Source organism: Marinobacter persicus, from assembly GCF_002934325.1.
Taxonomy (GTDB): Bacteria; Pseudomonadota; Gammaproteobacteria; order Pseudomonadales; family Oleiphilaceae; genus Marinobacter; species Marinobacter persicus_A.
The window spans coordinates 1-20805 of the sequence record NZ_PTIV01000031.1; the positions used below are offsets into that span (position 1 = coordinate 1).

The 20805-nt window shown below is 58.5% G+C and carries 15 protein-coding genes and 4 tRNA genes; 3 read left to right on the top strand and 16 right to left on the bottom strand.

What is annotated here, in order from left to right:
* Positions 1-139: 139 nt before the first annotated feature.
* Positions 140-652: a uracil-DNA glycosylase family protein gene (locus BY454_RS13915; RefSeq protein ID WP_258075665.1), complete on the bottom strand. Its 513-nt coding sequence runs from the start codon at positions 650-652 to the stop codon at positions 140-142.
* Between the two features lie 88 nt (positions 653-740).
* The gene (edd, locus tag BY454_RS13920) at positions 741-2561 is read right to left on the bottom strand and encodes a phosphogluconate dehydratase (protein ID WP_104417348.1); all 1821 of its coding nucleotides are present in this window, start codon (positions 2559-2561) and stop codon (positions 741-743) included.
* 107 nt (positions 2562-2668) lie between these two features.
* On the opposite strand from edd, the gene pyk reads away from it, so the two are divergent.
* A complete protein-coding gene (gene pyk, locus BY454_RS13925; RefSeq protein ID WP_104417349.1) occupies positions 2669-4117 on the top strand; it encodes a pyruvate kinase in 1449 nt (482 codons plus the stop codon).
* Positions 4118-4121: 4 nt separating this feature from the next.
* On the opposite strand, the gene BY454_RS13930 is transcribed toward pyk, so the two are convergent.
* Genes BY454_RS13930 through zwf form a run of 3 tightly spaced genes read right to left on the bottom strand, consistent with a single transcriptional unit; the run spans position 4122 to position 6946 of the window.
* The gene (locus tag BY454_RS13930) at positions 4122-4778 is read right to left on the bottom strand and encodes a bifunctional 4-hydroxy-2-oxoglutarate aldolase/2-dehydro-3-deoxy-phosphogluconate aldolase (RefSeq protein ID WP_104417350.1); all 657 of its coding nucleotides are present in this window, start codon (positions 4776-4778) and stop codon (positions 4122-4124) included.
* Between the two features lie 22 nt (positions 4779-4800).
* Positions 4801-5520 carry a 6-phosphogluconolactonase gene (gene pgl, locus BY454_RS13935; protein ID WP_104417351.1) on the bottom strand — a complete coding sequence of 240 codons (720 nt, stop codon included), beginning with the start codon at positions 5518-5520 and terminating at the stop codon, positions 4801-4803.
* Positions 5507-6946 carry a glucose-6-phosphate dehydrogenase gene (gene zwf / locus BY454_RS13940; protein ID WP_258075666.1) on the bottom strand — a complete coding sequence of 480 codons (1440 nt, stop codon included), beginning with the start codon at positions 6944-6946 and terminating at the stop codon, positions 5507-5509. Before zwf ends, pgl begins: the two co-directional genes overlap by 14 nt.
* Positions 6947-7160: 214 nt before the next feature.
* On the opposite strand from zwf, the gene BY454_RS13945 reads away from it, so the two are divergent.
* A complete protein-coding gene (locus BY454_RS13945; protein WP_104425566.1) occupies positions 7161-8033 on the top strand; it encodes a MurR/RpiR family transcriptional regulator in 873 nt (290 codons plus the stop codon).
* A 69-nt stretch (positions 8034-8102) separates the two neighbouring features.
* Here the strand turns inward: BY454_RS13945 and BY454_RS13950 are convergent, their stop codons facing one another.
* The 10 genes from BY454_RS13950 to BY454_RS13995 all read right to left on the bottom strand — a co-directional run bounded on the left by BY454_RS13950 (position 8103) and on the right by BY454_RS13995 (position 17329).
* The gene (locus BY454_RS13950; protein WP_104417354.1) at positions 8103-9944 is read right to left on the bottom strand and encodes a SurA N-terminal domain-containing protein; all 1842 of its coding nucleotides are present in this window, start codon (positions 9942-9944) and stop codon (positions 8103-8105) included.
* A 136-nt stretch (positions 9945-10080) separates the two neighbouring features.
* Positions 10081-10353: an HU family DNA-binding protein gene (locus BY454_RS13955; RefSeq protein ID WP_104417355.1), complete on the bottom strand. Its 273-nt coding sequence runs from the start codon at positions 10351-10353 to the stop codon at positions 10081-10083.
* 238 nt (positions 10354-10591) lie between these two features.
* Positions 10592-13009: an endopeptidase La gene (gene lon / locus BY454_RS13960; RefSeq protein WP_104425567.1), complete on the bottom strand. Its 2418-nt coding sequence runs from the start codon at positions 13007-13009 to the stop codon at positions 10592-10594.
* 156 nt (positions 13010-13165) lie between these two features.
* Positions 13166-14449, bottom strand: coding sequence for an ATP-dependent Clp protease ATP-binding subunit ClpX (gene clpX, locus BY454_RS13965; RefSeq protein ID WP_104417357.1), 1284 nt, complete (start codon positions 14447-14449; stop codon positions 13166-13168).
* Between the two features lie 79 nt (positions 14450-14528).
* Entirely contained in the window at positions 14529-15164 is a 636-nt protein-coding gene (gene clpP / locus BY454_RS13970) for an ATP-dependent Clp endopeptidase proteolytic subunit ClpP (protein WP_104417358.1), read from the bottom strand.
* Between the two features lie 138 nt (positions 15165-15302).
* Complete coding sequence (tig, locus tag BY454_RS13975) at positions 15303-16607, bottom strand: trigger factor (RefSeq protein WP_104417359.1); 1305 nt, start codon at positions 16605-16607, stop codon at positions 15303-15305.
* Between the two features lie 232 nt (positions 16608-16839).
* Positions 16840-16924, bottom strand: a tRNA-Leu gene (locus BY454_RS13980).
* A 56-nt stretch (positions 16925-16980) separates the two neighbouring features.
* Positions 16981-17056: transfer RNA gene (locus tag BY454_RS13985), tRNA-His, on the bottom strand.
* An 86-nt stretch (positions 17057-17142) separates the two neighbouring features.
* Positions 17143-17219, bottom strand: a tRNA-Arg gene (locus tag BY454_RS13990).
* Positions 17220-17252: 33 nt separating this feature from the next.
* Positions 17253-17329, bottom strand: a tRNA-Pro gene (locus BY454_RS13995).
* A 181-nt stretch (positions 17330-17510) separates the two neighbouring features.
* Here BY454_RS13995 and folD point away from each other — a divergent pair.
* Positions 17511-18371 carry a bifunctional methylenetetrahydrofolate dehydrogenase/methenyltetrahydrofolate cyclohydrolase FolD gene (gene folD / locus BY454_RS14000; RefSeq protein WP_104417360.1) on the top strand — a complete coding sequence of 287 codons (861 nt, stop codon included), beginning with the start codon at positions 17511-17513 and terminating at the stop codon, positions 18369-18371.
* Positions 18372-18592: 221 nt separating this feature from the next.
* Here folD and BY454_RS14005 read toward each other — a convergent pair whose 3' ends face one another.
* Positions 18593-20773, bottom strand: coding sequence for a malate synthase G (locus BY454_RS14005; RefSeq protein ID WP_104417361.1), 2181 nt, complete (start codon positions 20771-20773; stop codon positions 18593-18595).
* Positions 20774-20805 lie beyond the last annotated feature (32 nt).

Consider the following 20805-nt stretch of genomic DNA (forward strand, 5'->3'; position numbering starts at 1 on the left):
CCGGTCAGGAGTATTGGGCTAACTCCATCGCTCACTGAATTTAAAGCGCCCAAACGCAACGAACCCCGGAAAAACCGGGGTTCGTCAGCAATCTGAGGCACCCGAAAGGGTGCCTTTTTTTTCAGTAGCCTGCTTCAATTCAGCCAAGCACTTCGGCCACGCGCTCACGCAACGCGGGCACCAGCTCCTGCTCAAACCAAGGATTCCTGCGTAACCACAGATTGTTGCGGGGGCTCGGGTGCGGCATCGGCACCAGTGTTGGCCAGTACTGGCGCCACTGGCGAACATTGTCCGTTAACTTCCTGCCGGCATCCGGTAAATGCCAGGCGTGAGCGTGCTGACCGATGACCAGCGTCAGCTCTATCTCCTTGAGTCGCGCCAGCAACGCCTCACGCCAGGCAGGCGCGCACTCGGGACGGGGTGGCAGATCCCCGGACTTACCCGTGCCGGGATAACAGAACCCCATGGGCAGAATGGCCAGCTTCTGCTCGTTGTAGAAGGTATCCCGGGTTATGCCCATCCAGTCCCGCAGACGATCGCCACTGGGGTCGTTGAATGGCAGGCCGGTCTCATGCACCCGCCGCCCTGGCGCCTGGCCCACCACCAGGATTTTCGAGCATTCACTTAATTGAATCACCGGCCTTGGGCCCATAGGCAATACGTCCGCGCATATCTGACAGGCACGCACCTGCCTTACCAGCTCTTCAAATGACAATTCCGCCAACCCATCCTGCATAGTTTCAGCTATCGTGATTCCAGAAAAATGTGGCACCCTCTTCCGGATGACTGGCACCCTTGCGAAACCACCCAAACAGCTCCCGGCCGAAGCCGGCGTGGTTGCCGCTAACGTCTTCCCTGGCCGGCTCGCGGGCCGCCAGCTCCTCATCGGACAGATCCACGGACAACCGGCCATTGACCGCATCCACAGTCACCAGGTCGCCGTCCCTTAGCCTGGCAAGGGGGCCACCCTTCAGGGCCTCCGGATAAATGTGGATAGCCGCCGGAACCTTACCGGAAGCACCGGACATCCGGCCATCGGTTACCAGCGCGACCTGGTACCCCCGGTCCTGAAGCACACCAAGATAGGGGGTCAGCTTGTGGAGTTCCGGCATACCGTTGGCTGCAGGCCCCTGAAACCGCACAATCACGACACAGTCCCTATCCAGCTCGCCGGCTTCGAAAGCCACCTTTAACTGGTTCTGGTCACTGAATACCACAGCGGGCGCTTGTACCCGCTGGTGCTCCGGCGCAACGGCGGACGTCTTTATCACCCCACGCCCCAGGTTACCCTGCAACACCGTTAACCCCCCACCCCAGGCAAAGGGTTCCGCAGCCGGACGGAGAACGTCCGGATTGCTGGATGCAGTCACCGCCGGCTCCCAGCCAAGCCGCTCTCCCTGCAATTCAGGCATGCGGGTATAACGGTCCAGGCCAAATCCCGCCACGGTGTTTACGTCCTCATGCAGGAAACCGCCCTCAAGCAACTCGCGAATCAGATAGCCGGTACCGCCCGCTTCGTGAAACGCATTCACATCCTCCTCGCCATTGGGGTAGATCCGGGTCATGGCCGGCACCACTGCGGACAGTTCGGCGTAATCGTCCCAGTTGATGATGATTCCGGCCGCACGGGCAATGGCAATCCAGTGCATGGTGTGGTTGGTGGAGCCCCCGGTTACCAGCAGGGCCACCAGGGCATTAACAATGGATTTTTCATCCACCATATGACCCAGTCCCAGCTTACCGCCATGGGGACGGGACAAGCGGATCACCTGCTCGGTGGCGGCACGGGTCAGGGCATCCCGCAGGGGCGTATCAGGGTGGATAAACGCCGCACCAGGCAGGTGCAGCCCCATCACCTCCACCAGCATCTGGTTACTGTTTGCGGTGCCGTAGAAGGTGCAGGTGCCGGGGCTGTGATAGGATTTGCTTTCAGCTTCCAGAAGCTCATCTCGGCCGATCTTCCCTTCCGCATAAAGCTGGCGAATGCGCTGCTTCTCCTTGTTGGGAATCCCCGACGGCATGGGCCCACCCGGTACCAGGATGGCCGGCAGGTGCCCGAAGCTCAGGGCACCAATCAGCAGGCCCGGCACAATTTTGTCACAAATGCCCAGTAACATGACGGCATCAAACATGTTGTGACTGAGGGCGATGGCTGTGCTCATGGCGATGGTATCCCGGGAGAAAAGACTCAGTTCCATACCCGGCTGCCCCTGGGTGACACCATCACACATCGCTGGTGTGCCGCCCGCAAACTGGGCAACAGAGCCCATGCCGTGCGCAGCCTCCCGGATAACATCCGGAAAACGATGGTAAGGTTGATGGGCCGACAGCATGTCGTTGTAGGCCGATACCATCGCCACATTGGCCCGGTTCATGAGCTTGAGGGTATCCTTGTCTCCTTGCTGACAGGCGGCAAAACCATGGGCCAGATTCCCGCAGGAGAGTGTGCTCCGAAGAGGCTCCTGCCGCCCCAGCGCTTCCATCCTGTCCAGATAGGCCTGGCGGGTACGCTGGCTCCGGTGGATAATCCGGTCTGTCACTTGCTGGACGGTGGGGTGCATACAGTCTCTCCGGTTATCATGGCTACACTAAAACTCAGTTTACTGTCTTTCGCGCCACCTTTCAGGCGCCGTTGTTCAATCACCAGACAGCTTTAAGGATCACAGTTATGTTAAGGCGCACCAAAATTGTTGCCACTCTCGGCCCCGCCACCGACAGCCCCGACGCGTTAGCGGGCATCATAGCGGCGGGGGTGGACGTAACCCGCCTCAACTTCTCCCATGGCAGCGCCGAAGAACACATGGAGCGGGCCAAACGAGTGCGGGACACTGCGGCTAGCCAGGGCCGCTTTGTGGCCCTGTTGGCGGACCTGCAGGGCCCCAAACTACGTATTGCCCGGTTTGCCAACAACAAGATCACGTTAACCCCCGGCCAGACCTTCACCCTTGATGCCGCCATGGACAAGGAAGCCGGCACCGAACAAGCCGTGGGCATTGATTACGAAGACCTCATCAACGATGTCGCCCCCGGCGACGTGCTGGTGCTCGATGACGGCCGGATCGAAATGGAAGTGACTGAAGTGGGTGAACACAGCATCACCTCCCGGGTCCTCATTGGCGGCCCACTCTCCAACAACAAGGGCTTGAACAAGCGCGGCGGAGGCCTTTCGGCCGATGCTCTTACCGAGAAAGACAAGCAGGACATTGTAACGGCGGCGCGGCTGGGCGCGGACTACGTGGCGGTTTCGTTCGTGCGCACCGCAGACGACATGCATACTGCCCGCCAGCTCCTCAGGGAAGCGGGTTCCGAAGCCGGCCTGGTCGCCAAAATCGAGCGCGCCGAACTGGCCCACGACACCGACGCGCTGGACGCCGTGATCAGTGCTTCCGATGCGGTGATGGTGGCCCGTGGCGATCTGGCCGTGGAAATTGGCGATGCCGAGCTGGTAGCGGTCCAGAAGCACATCATTTCCCGGGCAAGGGTCCTCAATCGCGCGGTGATCACGGCCACCCAGATGATGGAGTCCATGATCACCAACCCGATGCCAACCCGGGCGGAAGTCTCGGATGTTGCCAACGCGGTCATGGACTACACCGATGCGGTTATGCTGTCGGCGGAAACCGCCGTGGGCGATTATCCACAGGAAGCGGTGGAAGCCATGGTGCGCATCTGTATCGGTGCCGAGCGTCACCCCTCCATGCACCAATCCAAGCACCGCATCCACCAGGATATGGTGCAAGTGGATGAAGCCATCGCACTGTCCGCGATGTACGCCGCCAATCACCTGCAGGGTGTTTCTGCAATCATCTGCCTGACGGAGAGCGGTGCCACGCCCCGGCTGATGTCCCGTATCAAGTCCAGCCTGCCGATCTTTGCCCTGTCACGAAACCACACGACCCAACACCGCGTGGTGCTGTACCGGGGCGTGCAGTCCGTTCCTTTTGATTCCGCTACCGTGCCCAATGACCAGGTCAACAACATGGCGGTCAGCAAGCTCAAGGACCAGGGCATTGTCCAGGACGGTGATCTGGTCATCCTCACCAAAGGCGACTACGCCAATGCCCAAGGCGGCACCAACAGCATGAAGATTGTCCGGGTCGGAGCCGATATCCGCTAACCCCTCAAGCCCTGGCCAGGGCCTCCAGGCTGGTCCTGGCAATTTCTGTAATGGCTGCCCAGTCCTGTCGAGCCACTGACTCGGCAGGCGTTAGCCAGGAGCCGCCGACCGTGAGGACGTTTGACTCCTGAAGATATCCCGAAGCGGTGTCCTGTGCGATGCCGCCGGTCGGGCAAAACATAACGTCTGGAAACGGCCCGTTCAGCGCCTTGAGCGCACGGGTGCCGCCCGCCACTTCCGCCGGAAAAAACTTGAAGTATCGATACCCCCGACTGTACGCCAGCATCAGATCCGACGCCGTGGCGACACCGGGCAATAACGGCACGTTGGCAGTCATGGCAAAATCCAGGATGTCTTCGGTGACGCCCGGTGTGATGGCAAACTGGGCCCCAGCAGACTCCACCTGCCGGTATTGCCGCCGGCTCGTCACTGTGCCCGCTCCAACGATCGCTTCCGGTAGTGCCGCCCGAACCGACTGAATGGCTTCCAGCCCATGCTCGGTGCGCAAGGTGATCTCCAGCACACGCACGCCACCCTCCACCAATGCCCGACACAATGGCAACGCATGGTCGGGATTCTGAATGGTAATAACCGGCATCAGCGGGCTGGCTTGCAGGACCTTACGAATCTGTTCCTGGTGCTCTGTGGAAACCTGTGACATAACACTCCTCCAAGCTAGCCGGCTAACGGCTCCAATAGATGTTCAGGCCAGGCCTGAGCAAAGCACGAATGGGCATAGCCTCCCAGTTGCCTGGGTCAACCGTTGCCCTGGCCAGGGTTCTGAGCTTTTCCTCTCCGCGCACATGCAGCGCCGTAAAACGGGCGCTCATCAGAACTGGCAGCGTCAGGGTCACCCGGGTCTGGGCCTGGGAGGGCGGAGTCATGATCGCCACACGCTGCCCATCCTTGGGCGCAAGCCCCTGCATCAGCTCCGGCGCATCCGGAAACAGCGAGGCCGTGTGGCCATCGCTACCCAGCCCCAAAATCAGTACGTCCAGCGGTAATTCAAGTTCGGCCAGACGCGATTCAATCTGAGATACCCCCTGCCGAGGCGCTGCCCCCGGCACAAACAATTGCAACCACTGGGCAGCAGCCGCCCTGTTCTGCAACAGTCGCGCTTTCACCAGGGCGGTATTACTGGCCGGGTCACTTTCGGGTACCCAGCGTTCGTCAGCCAGCAATACCGTGACCCTGGGCCAATCCAGCTCCGCCCGCGAGAGTGCATCAAAAAGCGGCACCGGCGTGGAGCCGCCGGACACCACCAGCGACACCCGGTCAGCCCGGGATAACCGTTGCCGGAGTTCTGCGCTCACAGCCTCGGCCAGAGCCTCAGCCGACTCCTCCGGGGTATCACTGGCCAGGATCTCGACCCCTTCGGGCAGGGCAAGCTCAGATGTCTTCATACCAGCTCCGGCCATCACGGGTGATCATGGCAATTGAGGCCACCGGCCCCCAGGTGCCGGCGGCGTAACGCTTGGGTGGCTCACCACTGTCCTGCCAGTTTCGGATAATCTGGTCGACCCAGCGCCAGGCGTGTTCCACCTCGTCCCGACGTACAAACAGGTACTGGTTGCCCCGCATAATCTCCCACAAAAGACGCTCGTACGCGTCAGGGATGCGCTCGGCCTCAAAAGTTTCCGAAAAGGTCAATTCCAGCGGCCCCTGGCGCAATCTCATGCCCTTGTCCAGACCCTGATCCTTGGTGAGTATTTTCAGGGCCATGCCTTCATCCGGCTGCAGCCGGATAATCAGCTTGTTGTTGGCCAGGTGTTTCTGGTCCGGGTCGAAAATGTAATGGGGCGCCGGCTTGAAGTGGATAATGATCTGGGAATACTTCTCGGGCAGTCGTTTGCCCGTTCGAATATAGAAAGGCACACCGGCCCAGCGCCAGTTGTCGATTTCGGCCTTAAGGGCAACGAAGGTTTCCGTTGAACTGCTTCGGTTGGCGCCCTCCTCTTCCAGGTAACCGGGCACCGGCCGGCCCTCGGACGTGCCAGCGGTGTACTGCCCCCGGACCACGTACTGGTCCATCATGTCCCGGGTGATCGGCTTCAGGGCCTTGAGCACTTTGACCTTTTCATCCCGGATACTGTCGGCGGAAAGATCGGAGGGGGGATCCATGGCGATCAGGCACAACAGCTGTAACAGGTGGCTCTGGATCATGTCCCGCAGTTGCCCGGCCTTGTCAAAGTATCCCCAGCGCCCCTCAATGCCCACGCTTTCGGCCACGGTAATTTCAACATGGGAGATATGGTTCTGGTCCCACTGGGAGGCAAACAGATTATTGGCAAACCGGAGGGCAATAAGATTCTGGACGGTTTCCTTTCCCAGGTAGTGGTCGATGCGAAATAGCTGACTCTCGTGGTAAACCTCTGCCAGTTCGTCATTAACCACCCGGGACGAATCCAGGTCATGGCCTATGGGCTTCTCCACCACCACCCGGGTGCGATCTGTACAGCAATCCTGGGCCCGCAAATTGCGGGCGATCACCCCGTACATGGACGGCGGCGTGGCCATGTAAACAATCAGCTGGTTGCCGGGCGTGCGCCAGCCATTGAGCTCGGAAAATCCTTCGGTATCGTTAAAATCCAGCTGGCAGTAGTCCACCCGCTGGACAAACTGGCGGAACACGGCGTCGTCGATGTCATCCAGCCCCAGCTGGGCCTCAAGCTCCTCCCGCAAGGTGTCCCGGACCTGCTCAGTGGTCATATTACGACGGGCAATGGCCAGAATCCGGTTATCAGGCGCCAGCAGGCCCGCCCGGTCTAACTGAAACAGCGCCGGGAAGAGCTTGCGTTTTGCCAGATTCCCCAAGGCGCCGAAGACCATCAGGTCGCAAGAGGTTGTTTGATTGTCGACCACTGTATTTCCTCCGGACTGGCAGCGGGAGACCGCCGTCATGTGGTAACTTTAGCTAAATAATGACACTTACGTCCGATCACACCAAGAGATAATCGAACATTTGACAGTTTTACTACCCGGACCTGTGCATTAAAAGGTTATACTGTCGGCCACACGACGCAACATAAGGGAGCTGACCTTGATGGTGGAAAACACCGGCCGCCGAGACGACAATCTGATCGAACAGATCCAGAGCCGCCTTCAGCGTTTGAACAAATCCGAGCGCAAGGTGGCTGAAGCCATTCTACGGGATCCCACAGCCGCCACGCGCTACAGCATCGCCGCCCTGGTCCGGGCCGCAGACGTCAGCGAGCCCACCGTTAACCGGTTCTGCCGGGGGTTCTCCGCCACCGGCTTCCCTGACTTCAAGATCCGGCTGGCACAAAGCATAGCGACAGGCACCCCCTATGTTGGCCAGAATATCGAACCGGACGACACTGCGGCGGAATTTACCGACAAAATCATGCTGACCACCATCGCGAGCCTGGACAAGGCCCGGCAGTCGTTGGACCCGGAAGCCATCGCCACCGTGGTGGACTACCTGATCCAGGCCAAGCAGATCAGCTTTTTCGGCACCGGTGGGTCGGCGTCAGTGGCGATGGACGCCCAGCACAAATTCTTCCGCTTCAACATTCCGGTTTCGTTCTACGATGACGTGCTGATGCAGCGCATGTTGGCGGCCGGCTCCAACGTGGGCGATGCCATCGTGCTGATCTCCTACACCGGCCGGACCCGGGAAAGCGTCGAGATTGCCCACCTGGCCCGGGCCAACGGCGCCACTGTCATCGGAATCACCAATCCGGACTCACCGCTGGCCGCCGAATGCACGGCAGTCCTCGGGGTGACGGCGCCAGAGGACACCGAAGTGTATATGCCCATGACGTCCCGAATTATTCACCTGGCGGTGATCGACATCCTGGCCACCGGGGTCACGCTCAAGCGGGGGCCCGACTTCCTCGAACACCTGCGCAAGGTCAAGGAAAGCCTCAAGGCCACACGCTTTCCGCTCCAGTAAACCTGTAAGCGGGCCGGAAACAAAAAACCCCCGCCCGATGGGCGAGGGTTTTTGTTATCACCGAATAGATCAGTTGCGTTCTATCTCGGCGTTTTCTCTCAAGTACTGCTGGTACGCCTGGTACTCGCGCTGGCCATCAAGTTGAGCCAGGAAAGAGATCAACTGCTGGTACTCGCGGGTATCACGGGCCACGTCCGGCTCATTCACCCCTTCAAGCACAAGCACCGCTGCCTGATCGCCAGCGACCTCCTGGGCAACCTCGACGCCCTCATCTCCCGGGCGCTGCATTGAGAAAACGGCCTGCACAAACTGTGGATTCAAATCCGCCACGTTGCGGCCCTGGCCAGAATAGCTCTGCCACTGCTCGGGCATGGGCTGCTCTCCAGCTTCCACCTGGGCCACCAGCTCGGAGGCACGCTCGGAAAGCGCCTCACGAATCTTGCGGGCACGCATCACTTCGCTGATCTGATCACGAACTTCAGCCAGCTCCTGCTGCCTGGGCTCATGGTATTCGCGTACCCGGGCAACCACGGATACGCTTTCCGAGAGATCCACCAGCTCGGTGTTGTAACCGCCTTCCAATACGTCTTCAGAGTACAACTGACGAACCAGTCCGGGGTGGTCAAAGGGGCCGGGGCCGCCATCACGGGTCACGCCGTCAACCTCCTGCACCTGCAATCCCAGCTCCTGCGCCGGGCCCGCCAGATCTTCCGCGGCGTAAGCCGCATCAGCCAGTTGCGCACGCACTTCGGCAAAACGCTCCGAGGCTTTGGCGCGGGCCAGTTCCTGACGCAGTTCACCCTTCAGCTCATCGAAGGCGGGCGGCTCGGAGCGACGAATTTCTTCCAGTTTGATCAGGTGCAGACCGAAACTAGTCCGAACCGGCTCAGAAATCTCACCTTCTTCGAGAGCAAACAGGGCCTGCTCGAAAGCGTCGTCATAAACACCGCGACCGGCAAAGCCCAGGTCACCACCTTCCTTCGCAGAAAAGGTATCCACTGAGTATTCCTTGGCCAGGTCGGCAAAGGATTCACCGGAGGCCAGACGCTCTTGGATGGTTGCCATGGTCTCCTGGGCATTATCGCCATCAATCAGGATGTGGGACGCACGACGCTCCTCGTTGGCGTACTCCGCAGCCTGCTGCTCGTAGTAATCCCGAAGCTCCTGTTCTGAGACTTCAATACTGTCAGCCAGGGACTCCAGCGACAAACGGATGTAGGCAGCATCAATCTGCTCTGGCACCTGAAACTGGTCACGGTTGTCCTGGTAGTAGGCCTCAATGTCTTCGTCGGTAACCGTCACCTGATCGGCAACGGAGGCCTCGTTGATGGTCAGAACCCGGAAGTCGCGGGTCTGGTCCTGGATGGCCAGCAACTGGGCAGCGTTTTCCGGAGCTGCAACACCGCTCTGGGTAATAGCGGCCCGAATCTGGTTCACCACGTAACTTTTGCGCATCATTTCCCGGAACTCGGCCACGCCCATTCCTGCATTACGAACCGTCGCCACAAAACGGTCCCGATTGAACTGGCCGTCCACCTGAAACTGGGGCATCTGGGTGATCAGTGAGTCGATGTCCTGCTCGGACAATTCCAGACCCTGCTGCTGGGCGCTCTGGACCAGTACCGCTTCCCGAATAAGACCATCCAGCACATCGCGACGGATCTGATCTTCATCCAGCAGGGACTGATCAGGATTCTCCATCTGCCTCAGGCGCTGCTGACTTTCCATCTGGACCGAACGCAGGAATTCACGCTCAGTAATGTCCTTGCCATTCACGGTTGCGACGGCTGGCTCACTGGAGAAGCCCCCGATGATGGCGTCCATCCCCCAGATCGACAGTGAGACAATCAAAAGGCCAACGATAACCTTGGCAATGGTACCTTGGGCATTGTTCCGAATATCTTGAAGCATGTTGTTCCTGAATTCCTGTTCAAGGTCCTGGAAGCTATCCAGGTAAGACGTCTATGAAACGCAAAAAGGCGCACCCTGTACGGTGTGCGCCTTGAATTCTACAACAGTTCCCGGAACGGAAACTGTAAAAGAGCCTTTACTTGACGGCGTCTTTCAGGGCCTTGCCTGCCTTGAATCCAGGCACTTTGGAGGCCGGGATCTGGATTTCAGCGCCGGTCTGCGGGTTGCGACCAGTGCGGGCGGCACGCTCTTTAACAGAGAAGGTACCAAAGCCAATCAGGGTAACCTGATCGCCTTGCTTCAGAGCACCGGTGATTGAGTCGGTCATGGCATCCAGAGCACGGCCGGCGGCGGCTTTGGAGATGTCAGCTGACTCGGCAATTGCATCGATAAGTTCGGACTTGTTCACACTAAACCCCTTCGATTTCAGGTTGCAGATGTTATGGGTCGGATTCTAGTTTCGCGGACGTTCCCGACTATCGCATAAGCGGTCGGAGAATTCCATTCTTCCGTTTTCTTATTCCTTTCGGCTGAACACCGGTGATCGGAATAGGCATAAATTGCGCGGGAGCCCTTGATACTGGCTGTTTCACGGCGAAACAGTTATACCAATGGGCTCTCTGACGTGTCAATAACTCCGGCCCGACTCAATGCGTATTTATGCGCTCGGCCGCATCGCCGGACTCGTCTTTGGCCTTCGAAGAACCCGACTCAGAGACCGGCTCAACCGGCCGTGGTTCAGGTGCGTATTCCAGAGCAATATCCAGAACATCGTCAATCCACTTCACCGGGCGAATGTCCAGAGACTCCTTGACGTTGGCCGGTATCTCCTTGAGATCCCTTACGTTTTCGTCCGGAATCAGGACCGTCTTGATGCCGCCCCGATGCGCCGCGAGCAGTTTTTCCTTGAGCCCGCCGATGGCCAGCACGCGTCCACGCAGGGTGATCTCACCGGTCATGGCAACGTCTGCCCGAATCGGAATCCGGGTCAGCGCGGAAACCAGCGCGGTGCACATGCCAATACCGGCACTGGGGCCGTCTTTCGGGGTAGCCCCTTCCGGCACGTGGATGTGCAAGTCGTGTTTTTCATGGAAATCGTCTGCGATGCCCAGGCCGGCGGCACGGCTGCGAACGACCGTGAGAGCGGTCTGGATAGACTCCTGCATGACATCGCCCAGCGACCCGGTCTTGACCACCCGGCCCTTGCCAGGGGTCAATGCCGCCTCAATGGTCAGCAGCTCGCCACCGACGGACGTCCAGGCCAGACCGGTAACCTGACCGATCTGGTTCTTCTCTTCGGCCAGGCCGTACTTGAAGCGCTGCACGCCGGAGTAATCCTCGAGCATGTCCGGAGTGAGCGTAAGTTTGGTTACCTCTTTTTTCTCAACGTTTTCACGCACCACCTTCCGGCAGATCTTGGCGATTTCCCGTTCCAGGCCCCGCACACCGGCTTCCCGGGTGTAGTAACGGATCAGGTCGCGCAGGGTGTCTTCCGGCACCTCCAGCTCGTTCTTGCGCAGGCCGTTGGCCTTGATCTGCTTGGGTAGCAGGTAACGCAGGGCAATGTTGACCTTCTCGTCCTCGGTGTAACCCGGAATACGGATAATCTCCATACGGTCCAGCAGGGCCGGCGGAATGTCCATGGAGTTCGAGGTACACACGAACATCACATCCGAGAGATCGTAGTCCACCTCCAGATAATGATCGTTGAAGGTATGGTTCTGCTCCGGATCCAGCACCTCCAGCAGAGCAGAGGCGGGATCGCCACGGTGGTCCATGCCCATCTTGTCGATTTCATCGAACAGGAACAGCGGGTTCTTGACTTCCACCTTCGACAGCTTCTGGATCAGCTTGCCCGGCAAAGCACCGATGTAGGTCTTCCGGTGGCCCCGGATCTCCGCCTCGTCACGCACGCCACCCAGGGCCATGCGGGTATATTTGCGGTTGGTCGCCCGGGCAATGGACTGGCCCAGGGAGGTCTTGCCCACACCGGGAGGCCCCACCAGGCACAGTACAGGCCCCTTGATCTTCTTCACCCGGCTCTGGACCGCCAGGTACTCCAGAATGCGTTTTTTGACATCTTCCAGGCCATAATGGTCCTGATCCAGGATTTCCCGGGCCTTTTCCAGGTCATGCCGGACGCGGCTGCGCTTTTTCCAGGGCACGGCCAGCATCCAGTCGATATACCCCCGCACCACGGTCGCTTCCGCCGACATGGGCGACATCATCTTGAGTTTGTTGAGCTCGGCCTCGGTTTTCTTGCGGGCCTCTTCGGGCAGGTTGGCTTCCTCAAGCTTGCGCTCGAGGTCTTCAAAGTCGTTGTTGCCCTCACCCAGGCTACCCATTTCCTTCTGGATGGCCTTCATCTGTTCGTTCAGGTAATACTCACGCTGGCTGCGCTCCATCTGCTTCTTGACGCGGCCACGGATGCGCTTTTCCACTTCGATCAGGTCGATCTCGCCGTCGAGCTTGCCCAGCAGCAGGTCCACGCGGGTACGCAGGTCCAGCGCCTCGAGCAATTCCTGCTTTTCGGGAATCCGCATATCCAGGTGCGAGGCCATGGTGTCCACCAGCCGATCCAGCTCTTCAATGCCGGTCAACGCATTAGACACTTCTGAAGGCACCTTCTTGGAGAGTTTGACGTACTTTTCAAACTCATCCATCAGGGTGCGGGTCAGTACTTCTTCCTCCTGCTCCGGCAGCGGCTCGTCATCCATCAGGACGGCACCGGAGGTCAGGAAATCACCTTCCTGAATGCCCTCAATCTTGGCACGCGCATTACCTTCCACCAGCACTTTCACCGTGCCGTCCGGCAGACGGAGCATTTGCAGTACGGTTGCCAGGGTGCCCATGTCGAACACATCTTTCGCACCCGGCTCGTCGGTGGCAGGGTCTTTCTGGGCGACCAGAAGGATTTCCTTGCTGCCCTCCATCGCGGCTTCAAGGGCCTGAATGGACTTATCGCGGCCCACAAACAGGGGGACCACCATGTGCGGGAACACCACCACGTCGCGCAACGGCAACAGCGGATATTCATGCACGGCTTGTTCTGGTGTAAGGGTCATAGGGAATCCTCTGACGGTCTTTCGTTGAGCATATCACCCTTTCTTGGGGGCGCTGCAATCGTCCGGGACGGGAAAATACGGACAGGAAGGTCAGGGGGTATCAATAAAAAAGGGCGTTACCGCCCTTTTTTAGATCCCCTGTGAATCAACCGAACCTCAATCCTCTGGGACGGCCTTGGCGTGATCACTGTTGGCGTAAATCTTGAACGGCTCGGAATCGCCGCGAATCACGCTCTCGTCAATCACCACCTTGGTCACATCCGGCTCGGACGGGATCTGGTACATGGTATCCAGCAGGGTGCCTTCCATGATGGAACGCAAGCCCCGAGCACCGGTTTTCCGCTCCATGGCCTTACGGGCCACGGCACGCAGTGCCTCCTCTCGGAAGTCCAGCTCCACCCCTTCCATATCAAACAGCTGTTGATACTGCTTGGTCAGGGCGTTCTTGGGTTCCGTCAGAATCTGGACCAGTGCGGCTTCATCCAGCTCAGTCAGGGTTGCCACCACAGGCAGACGACCCACGAATTCCGGAATCAGGCCAAACTTGACCAGGTCCTCGGTTTCCACGTGCTGAACGATGTCACCAATGCTCTTGCTGTCGTCCTGGCTCTTGACCGTCGCCGAGAAGCCAATGGAACTGCGATCCGAGCGTTCCTGGATAACCTTCTCCAGCCCGGCAAAGGCACCGCCACAGATAAACAGCATGTTGGTGGTGTCCACCTGCAGGAATTCCTGCTGCGGGTGCTTACGGCCACCCTGGGGCGGAACCGACGCCACCGTGCCTTCGATCAGCTTCAGCAACGCCTGCTGCACGCCTTCACCAGACACATCACGGGTGATGGACGGGTTGTCAGACTTGCGGGAAATCTTGTCGATCTCGTCAATGTAGACAATGCCACGCTGGGCCTTGTCGACATCGTAGTCGCACTTCTGCAGCAGTTTCTGGATGATGTTCTCAACATCCTCACCCACATAACCGGCTTCGGTCAGGGTTGTGGCATCCGCGATGGTAAACGGAACATTGAGCATGCGCGCCAGGGTCTCGGCCAGCAGGGTTTTACCGCTACCGGTGGGGCCGATCAGGAGAATGTTACTCTTGCCCAGCTCCACATCGCCTTTCGATTCACCGAAGCGCAAACGCTTGTAGTGGTTATACACCGCTACCGAGAGCACAATCTTGGCGCGATCCTGACCAATGACGTATTCGTTCAGGGTGTCCCGGATTTCGGCCGGTGTCGGCAGGCGATCGCTGGCCTCTTCCTGGGCACTTTCCTGAATTTCTTCGCGAATAATGTCATTGCACAGATCGACACACTCGTCGCAGATGAACACCGAAGGCCCTGCAATGAGCTTACGGACTTCATGCTGGCTCTTTCCACAAAACGAGCAGTAGAGCAACTTGCCGTTATCGTCGCCTCTGCCGTTTCTTTCATCTGCCATTGAAATACCTCTGTTCTTCATTGACCGGCGTTATGCACTATATATACGCCAGCCAGGAATGGTGCGATGAGTTTCAGTATTATGTATTCGATACGCGTTTATCAAGTACCGTATCGACCAACCCGTACTCTTTGGCCTGGCTGGCATCCATGAAGTTATCGCGATCGGTATCCCGGGCGATAGTCTCCAGGTCCTGGCCGGTATGGTGCGCCAGCAGAGAGTTCAGGGTGTGTCGGATTTTCAGGATCTCACGGGTGTGGATCTCGATATCCGCTGCCTGCCCCTGATATCCACCTAGCGGCTGGTGAATCATCACTCGTGAGTGCGGGAGACACGCCCGCTTGCCTTCGGCACCACCCGCCAACAGGAAAGCGCCCATGCTGGCCGCCTGACCAACACACAGGGTCGCCACGTCCGGCTTAATAAACTGCATGGTGTCGTAAATCGACATGCCGGCCGTCACCGAGCCACCGGGGCTATTGATGTACAGGTGGATGTCCTTGTCCGGATTTTCGGATTCCAGGAACAGCAACTGGGCAACCACCAGGTTGGCCATGTGGTCTTCGACCGGACCGACCAGAAAGATCACCCGCTCTTTGAGCAGACGAGAGTAGATATCGAAAGAACGCTCACCGCGTGCTGTTTGCTCGATAACCATCGGCACCAGGCCGGAACTGGTTATCATCGTTGGGCCGTCAATCGGTTTCTGCGTCATGTGCGCCTGAACTCCTCGTGGACAGTGGTTAGGGCTTAAGGGGCCTGAACATTACTTTGCCACCCCTGAGCCCAGATGAAAACAGCCGGACACACCGGCTGTTTCCAGAAAGCAATTCCCAATGGGATCTGGGTCCAATCAGCGCTGGGGCTGCCCAGCCTGTACTGCTTCCTCGTACTTCATCTTCTTCTCTTTCACCTTGGCCTGCTCGAGCACGTAGTCGACCACGGCATCTTCCAGTACGGAAGACTCGATCTGAGCCTTCTGCTCCGGGTTGTTCTGGAAATGCTCAATCACTTCCTGCGGCTGCTCGTAGGTGGAAGCGATCTCCTGGATCTTCTCTTCCACTTGCTCCGGCTCGGCTTTCAGGTCGTTGGCCTTGACCACTTCCTGGAATAGCAGGCCAGTCTTAACGCGACGGGTGGCCTGATCCTGGAAAATTTCCTTCGGCAGCTGCTGGAAATCCACCTGACCGCCAAAGCGCTGAACGGCGTCCTGACGCAGGCGATCAATCTCCTGATCCACCAGGGCGTTCGGCACTTCCAGCTCGGTCACTTCCAGCAGGCCGTCGACCACGTCGTTCTTGACCTTGTTGGAAACCGCCTGCTTGAGCTCGCGCTCCATGTTCTTCTTCACTTCCTCGCGGAAGGTTTCTTCGTCTTCCGCATCGATACCGAACTGCTGGAAGAATTCCGGCGTCATTTCCGGCAGCTGCGGCTCTTCCACCTTGTGGATCTTGATGTCGAACTTGGCGTCTTTACCCGCCAGGTCTTCGTTCTGGTAGTCTTCCGGGAAAGTCACTTCGATCGGGAACTCTTCGCCGGTCTTGCCACCCACGATGGCCTTTTCGAAGCCAGGGATCATCTGGCCGGAACCCAGGGTCAGGCGATGGCCTTCGGCCGCGCCGCCTTCGAATTCCTCGCCGTCCACGTAGCCCTTGAAGTCGATGGTTACGACGTCCTTGTTCTTGGACTTGCGCTTCACTTCCTTCATGGTGGCGTGCTGACGACGCAGGTTATCGATCATCTTGTCGATGTCTTTGTCGGTCACTTCGGAAGCCGGCTTCTCAACCTCGATCTTGGTCAGATCGCCCAGCTCGATTTCCGGCAGCACCTCGAAAGTGGCCACGAACTCAAGGTCCTTGCCTTCTTCCATGGTTTTCGGCTCAAGCTGCGGCCAGCCCGCCGGATTAATGTCCTGCTCCTGCAGTGCCTTGATGTAGTTGTCGCGCATCACCTCGCCCACAATTTCCTGGCGAACGCTGGCACCGAAACGACGCTTAACCACGCTCATGGGTACCTTGCCAGGACGGAAACCATTCAAACGAACAGTGCGGGCCGTTTCCTGCAGGCGTTTCTCAACCGCCTGATCAATTTCCTGGGCGGGCACACCAATCGTCATCCGACGTTCGATGTTGGAGGTCGTTTCAACAGACACTTGCATGGAAGATCCTCAAATTACAGATTCTGTATGTGAATGAAAATTAAAACAAAATCCCTGACAGGGCCAAACACCCAAAAGGGACGCAAAATTAAAAGGCGACAGTTTATCACGGTTTGCACCGTCGAGAGAATCACCCGACGCACAGGAATGGCGGTTTATCACCGTCGCCAACAATCACTTGAGGACTCTTTATGGGGACGGATCTAAAAATTAAAAGGGAAGATTGTTGAAATGGTGCTCGGGGGGAGAATCGAACTCCCACTCCTCTCGGAACCAGAACCTAAATCTGGCGCGTCTACCAATTTCGCCACCCGAGCAGAACAATCATCACGACGCCCTAATCAGGGAGCATCGCAAAAGGGAAAAGGGGAAATGGGGTGGACGAAGGGGTTCGAACCCTCGACCGCAGGAGTCACAATCCTGAGCTCTACCAACTGAGCTACGTCCACCATATCAAGACCGGCGCATTAAGCGCCTTATTGACTATCAACTTTGCTGCATCTGCGCGAGCCCGGTTCTGACCACAAGGGAAGAATGGCGCGCCCGGCAGGACTCGAACCTGCGGCCATCCGCTTAGAAGGCGGATGCTCTATCCAGCTGAGCTACGGGCGCTTAACCGTTCGCCCACCTGAATATCCAGAAATTTGGTCGGGGTAGAGAGATTCGAACTCCCGACATCCTGCTCCCAAAGCAGGCGCGCTACCAGACTGCGCTATACCCCGTTTGACTGAACAACAAGTGCCTCAGCAAAGTTGGCGCGCATATTACCCGCGCCGACGGCATCCGTCAACATACTTTTCAAAAATCGCAAAAGAATCCGGCACATTGGTCTTCCCGCCGAAGCATGAGACAATAAGGGCCTTCCATTTTTTTATATCCATGCCTAACCGACAAGACACAAACATGAGCGCCAAACTGATTAACGGAAAAGAGATTGCCGCCCGGGTCCGGCAGCAGGTCGCTGCCGGCGTTGAAGCCAGAAAACAGAAAGGGCTGAGAGCCCCAGGCCTGGCGGTAGTATTGGTGGGTAACGATGCCGCCTCACAGGTATACGTGGGCAAGAAGCGGGAAGCCTGCGAGGAAGCCGGCATCATGTCCCTCTCCTACGATCTGCCGGCCGACACCTCCCAGGAGGCCTTGGAGGCCCTGATTGACGAACTGAACGAAAACCCGGCCGTGGACGGCATTCTGGTCCAGCTACCGCTTCCTGACCACCTGGACGCCGACCCCATCCTGGTAAAGATCCGCCCGGACAAAGACGTGGACGGCTTCCACCCCTACAACATCGGTCGCCTGATGCAGCGCAAACCGACACTGCGCCCGTGCACCCCGGCAGGCGTAATCACCCTGCTCGACTCCATCGACACCCCGTACAAGGGCCAGCATGCGGTCATCGTCGGCGCTTCCAACATTGTTGGCCGACCCATGAGCATGGAGCTTCTACTGAAAGGTGCCACCACCACGGTGTGTCACCGCTTTACCGACAACCTGGAAAAGTTCGTCGGCGAGGCGGATATCCTCATTGCCGCCGTTGGCAAACCCGGCATCATCAAGGGCGAGTGGGTGAAGCCCGGCGCCACGGTGATTGATGTCGGCATCAACCGCCAGGACAACGGCAAGCTGTGCGGCGATGTGGACTTTGAAGCCGCTGCCGAGCGGGCCGCTTACATTACGCCGGTACCCGGTGGCGTGGGGCCGATGACCATTGCCACGCTGCTGGAAAACACGCTGTACGCCGCGAACGAACTGCACGCCGACCAGTAGCACACTGACAAACAGAAGCTTTTAGCCACTAAATCCACGAAAGAACACGAAAGTTAAAGGCGGACATTCCCTCTCCCCTTTGCGGGAGAGGGCCAGGGAGAGGGGTTTTAGTGTTCTTTCGTGGATTTAGTGGCTAAAAAGTCTTCAAGCATTAAAAAACCCCGCCGAGGCGGGGTTTTTTAATGTCCGGTCGTTTTACGGACCGGATATTGACCAAACTATTATTGGCCGTACTTGGCTTTCGCCTTCTGACGGTAAGCGTGCAGAAGCGGCTCGGTGTAACCCGCTGGCTGCTCACGACCCTTCAGGACCAGATCCAGGGCGGCCTGGAAGGCGATGCTGTCATCGAAGTTCGGAGCCATGTTGCGGTAGGCCGGGTCACCCTCGTTCTGCTTATCCACAACGGCAGCCATGCGCTTCATGGTTTCCATGATCTGCTCTTCGGAGCAAATACCATGGTGCAGCCAGTTGCACAGCAGCTGGGAGGAGATCCGCAGTGTGGCGCGGTCTTCCATCAGGGCGATATCGTTGATGTCCGGAACCTTGGAGCAACCAACGCCCTGCTCTACCCAGCGAACCACGTAGCCGAGGATACCCTGCGCGTCGTTATCCAGCTCTTCCTGGATTTCTTCGGCGGTCAGCTTGGACGGATCGTCCATAACCGGCACGGTCAGAATGTCTTCCAGGGCCGCGCGCTGACGGCTGGCCAGCTCTTTCTGCACATCAAACACGTTGATCTGATGGTAGTGAGTGGCGTGCAGGGTAGCCGCGGTCGGGGACGGAACCCAGGCGGTGTTGGCGCCAGCTTTCGGATGGCCGATCTTGGCTTCCAGCATACCCGCCATCAGGTCCGGCATGGCCCACATGCCTTTACCGATCTGGGCAACGCCGGAGAAACCGGTTTCCAGACCGATGTCCACGTTCCACTGCTCGTAGGCGTTGATCCAGGCCGCCTGCTTCATCGGCGCCTTGCGGATGAACGGACCCAGCTCCATGGAGGTGTGGATCTCGTCACCGGTGCGGTCCAGGAAGCCAGTGTTGATGAACACCGCACGCTCCTTGGCGGCGTGGATGCAGGACTTCAGGTTCACCGTGGTGCGGCGCTCTTCGTCCATGATGCCCACTTTCAGGGTGAAACGCGGCAGACCCAGGGCATCTTCCACGCGACCGAAGAATTCGTTGGTGAAGGCCACTTCTTCCGGGCCGTGCATCTTCGGCTTAACGATGTAAACAGAACCGGTGGTGCTGTTCTGGTAATCACCGTCGTTCTTCAGGTCGTGGATGGCGATCAGAGAGGTGACTAGGCCGTCCATCAGGCCTTCCGGCACTTCGCTGCCGTCTTTCAGCAGGACCGCCGGGTTGGTCATCAGGTGACCCACGTTGCGAACGAACATCAGGCTGCGGCCCTTCAGGCTCATTTCGCTGCCGTCCGGCGCGGTGTAGACGCGATCCGGGTTCATGCGGCGGGTCATGGACTTGCCGCCTTTCTCGAAGGTCTCTTCCAGGTTACCCTTCATCAGGCCCAGCCAGTTGCTGTAGGCCAGTTCCTTGTCTTCGGCGTCAACCGCAGCAACGGAGTCTTCGCAGTCCATGATGGTGGTCAGGGCCGATTCCAGCACCACGTCCTTCACGTTGGCACCGTCGTCCTTGCCGATCGGGTGGCTGGCATCGATCTGGATCTCAAAGTGCATGCCGTTCTTGACCAGCAGGACACCGGTCGGCTCGTCGGCGGCACCGGTGTAACCAGCAAAACCAGCTTCGTCTTTCAGGCCAGTCACTTCGCCGTTCTGCAGCTTAACGGCCAGCTTGCCGCCATCCACGTAATACTTGGCAGCGTCCACGTGGCTACCGGACGCCAGCGGTGCGGAGCTGTCCAGCAGCTTGCGGGCCCACTCGATAACCTTGGCGCCACGCACCGGGTTGTAACCCTTGCCTTTTTCCGCGCCGTCGTCTTCGGAGATGGCATCGGTGCCGTACAGGGCGTCGTACAGGCTACCCCAGCGGGCGTTGGCCGCGTTCAGGGCGAAACGGGCGTTCATCACCGGCACAACCAGCTGGGGGCCGGCCATGGTGGCGATTTCCGGGTCCACGTTGGAAGTGGAGATCTTGAAGTCTTCCGGCTCATCGACCAGGTAATCGATTTCCTTCAGGAAGGCCTTGTATTCGGCCATGTCCAGCTTCTGACCTTTGTGCTCACGGTTCCAGCTGTCCATTTTTTCCTGGATGGCATCGCGCTTGGCCAGCAACTCGCGGTTGCGCGGGGCCAGCTCGTTCACGATCTTGTCGAATTCCGCCCAGAATTTGTCAGGATCGATGCCGGTACCCGGAATCGCTTTGTTGTTCACAAAATCATAGAGATTCTTCGCGACCTGGATGCCGCCAATTTCTACGCGTTCTGTCATTGTGGTCTGCCTCAATGGGTTCGTCGTTCCCT

What these genes read in the sequence shown, in the direction of transcription:
- BY454_RS13915 (WP_258075665.1), bottom strand. Translation starts at nt 652, where the DNA reads ATGGGCCCAAGGCCGGTGATTCAATTAAGTGAATGCTCGAAAATCCTG.
- edd (WP_104417348.1), bottom strand. Translation starts at nt 2,561, where the DNA reads ATGCACCCCACCGTCCAGCAAGTGACAGACCGGATTATCCACCGGAGC.
- pyk (WP_104417349.1), top strand. Translation starts at nt 2,669, where the DNA reads ATGTTAAGGCGCACCAAAATTGTTGCCACTCTCGGCCCCGCCACCGAC.
- BY454_RS13930 (WP_104417350.1), bottom strand. Translation starts at nt 4,778, where the DNA reads ATGTCACAGGTTTCCACAGAGCACCAGGAACAGATTCGTAAGGTCCTG.
- pgl (WP_104417351.1), bottom strand. Translation starts at nt 5,520, where the DNA reads ATGAAGACATCTGAGCTTGCCCTGCCCGAAGGGGTCGAGATCCTGGCC.
- zwf (WP_258075666.1), bottom strand. Translation starts at nt 6,946, where the DNA reads ATGGTCTTCGGCGCCTTGGGGAATCTGGCAAAACGCAAGCTCTTCCCG.
- BY454_RS13945 (WP_104425566.1), top strand. Translation starts at nt 7,161, where the DNA reads ATGGTGGAAAACACCGGCCGCCGAGACGACAATCTGATCGAACAGATC.
- BY454_RS13950 (WP_104417354.1), bottom strand. Translation starts at nt 9,944, where the DNA reads ATGCTTCAAGATATTCGGAACAATGCCCAAGGTACCATTGCCAAGGTT.
- lon (WP_104425567.1), bottom strand. Translation starts at nt 13,009, where the DNA reads ATGACCCTTACACCAGAACAAGCCGTGCATGAATATCCGCTGTTGCCG.
- clpX (WP_104417357.1), bottom strand. Translation starts at nt 14,449, where the DNA reads ATGGCAGATGAAAGAAACGGCAGAGGCGACGATAACGGCAAGTTGCTC.
- clpP (WP_104417358.1), bottom strand. Translation starts at nt 15,164, where the DNA reads ATGACGCAGAAACCGATTGACGGCCCAACGATGATAACCAGTTCCGGC.
- tig (WP_104417359.1), bottom strand. Translation starts at nt 16,607, where the DNA reads ATGCAAGTGTCTGTTGAAACGACCTCCAACATCGAACGTCGGATGACG.
- folD (WP_104417360.1), top strand. Translation starts at nt 17,511, where the DNA reads ATGAGCGCCAAACTGATTAACGGAAAAGAGATTGCCGCCCGGGTCCGG.
- BY454_RS14005 (WP_104417361.1), bottom strand. Translation starts at nt 20,773, where the DNA reads ATGACAGAACGCGTAGAAATTGGCGGCATCCAGGTCGCGAAGAATCTC.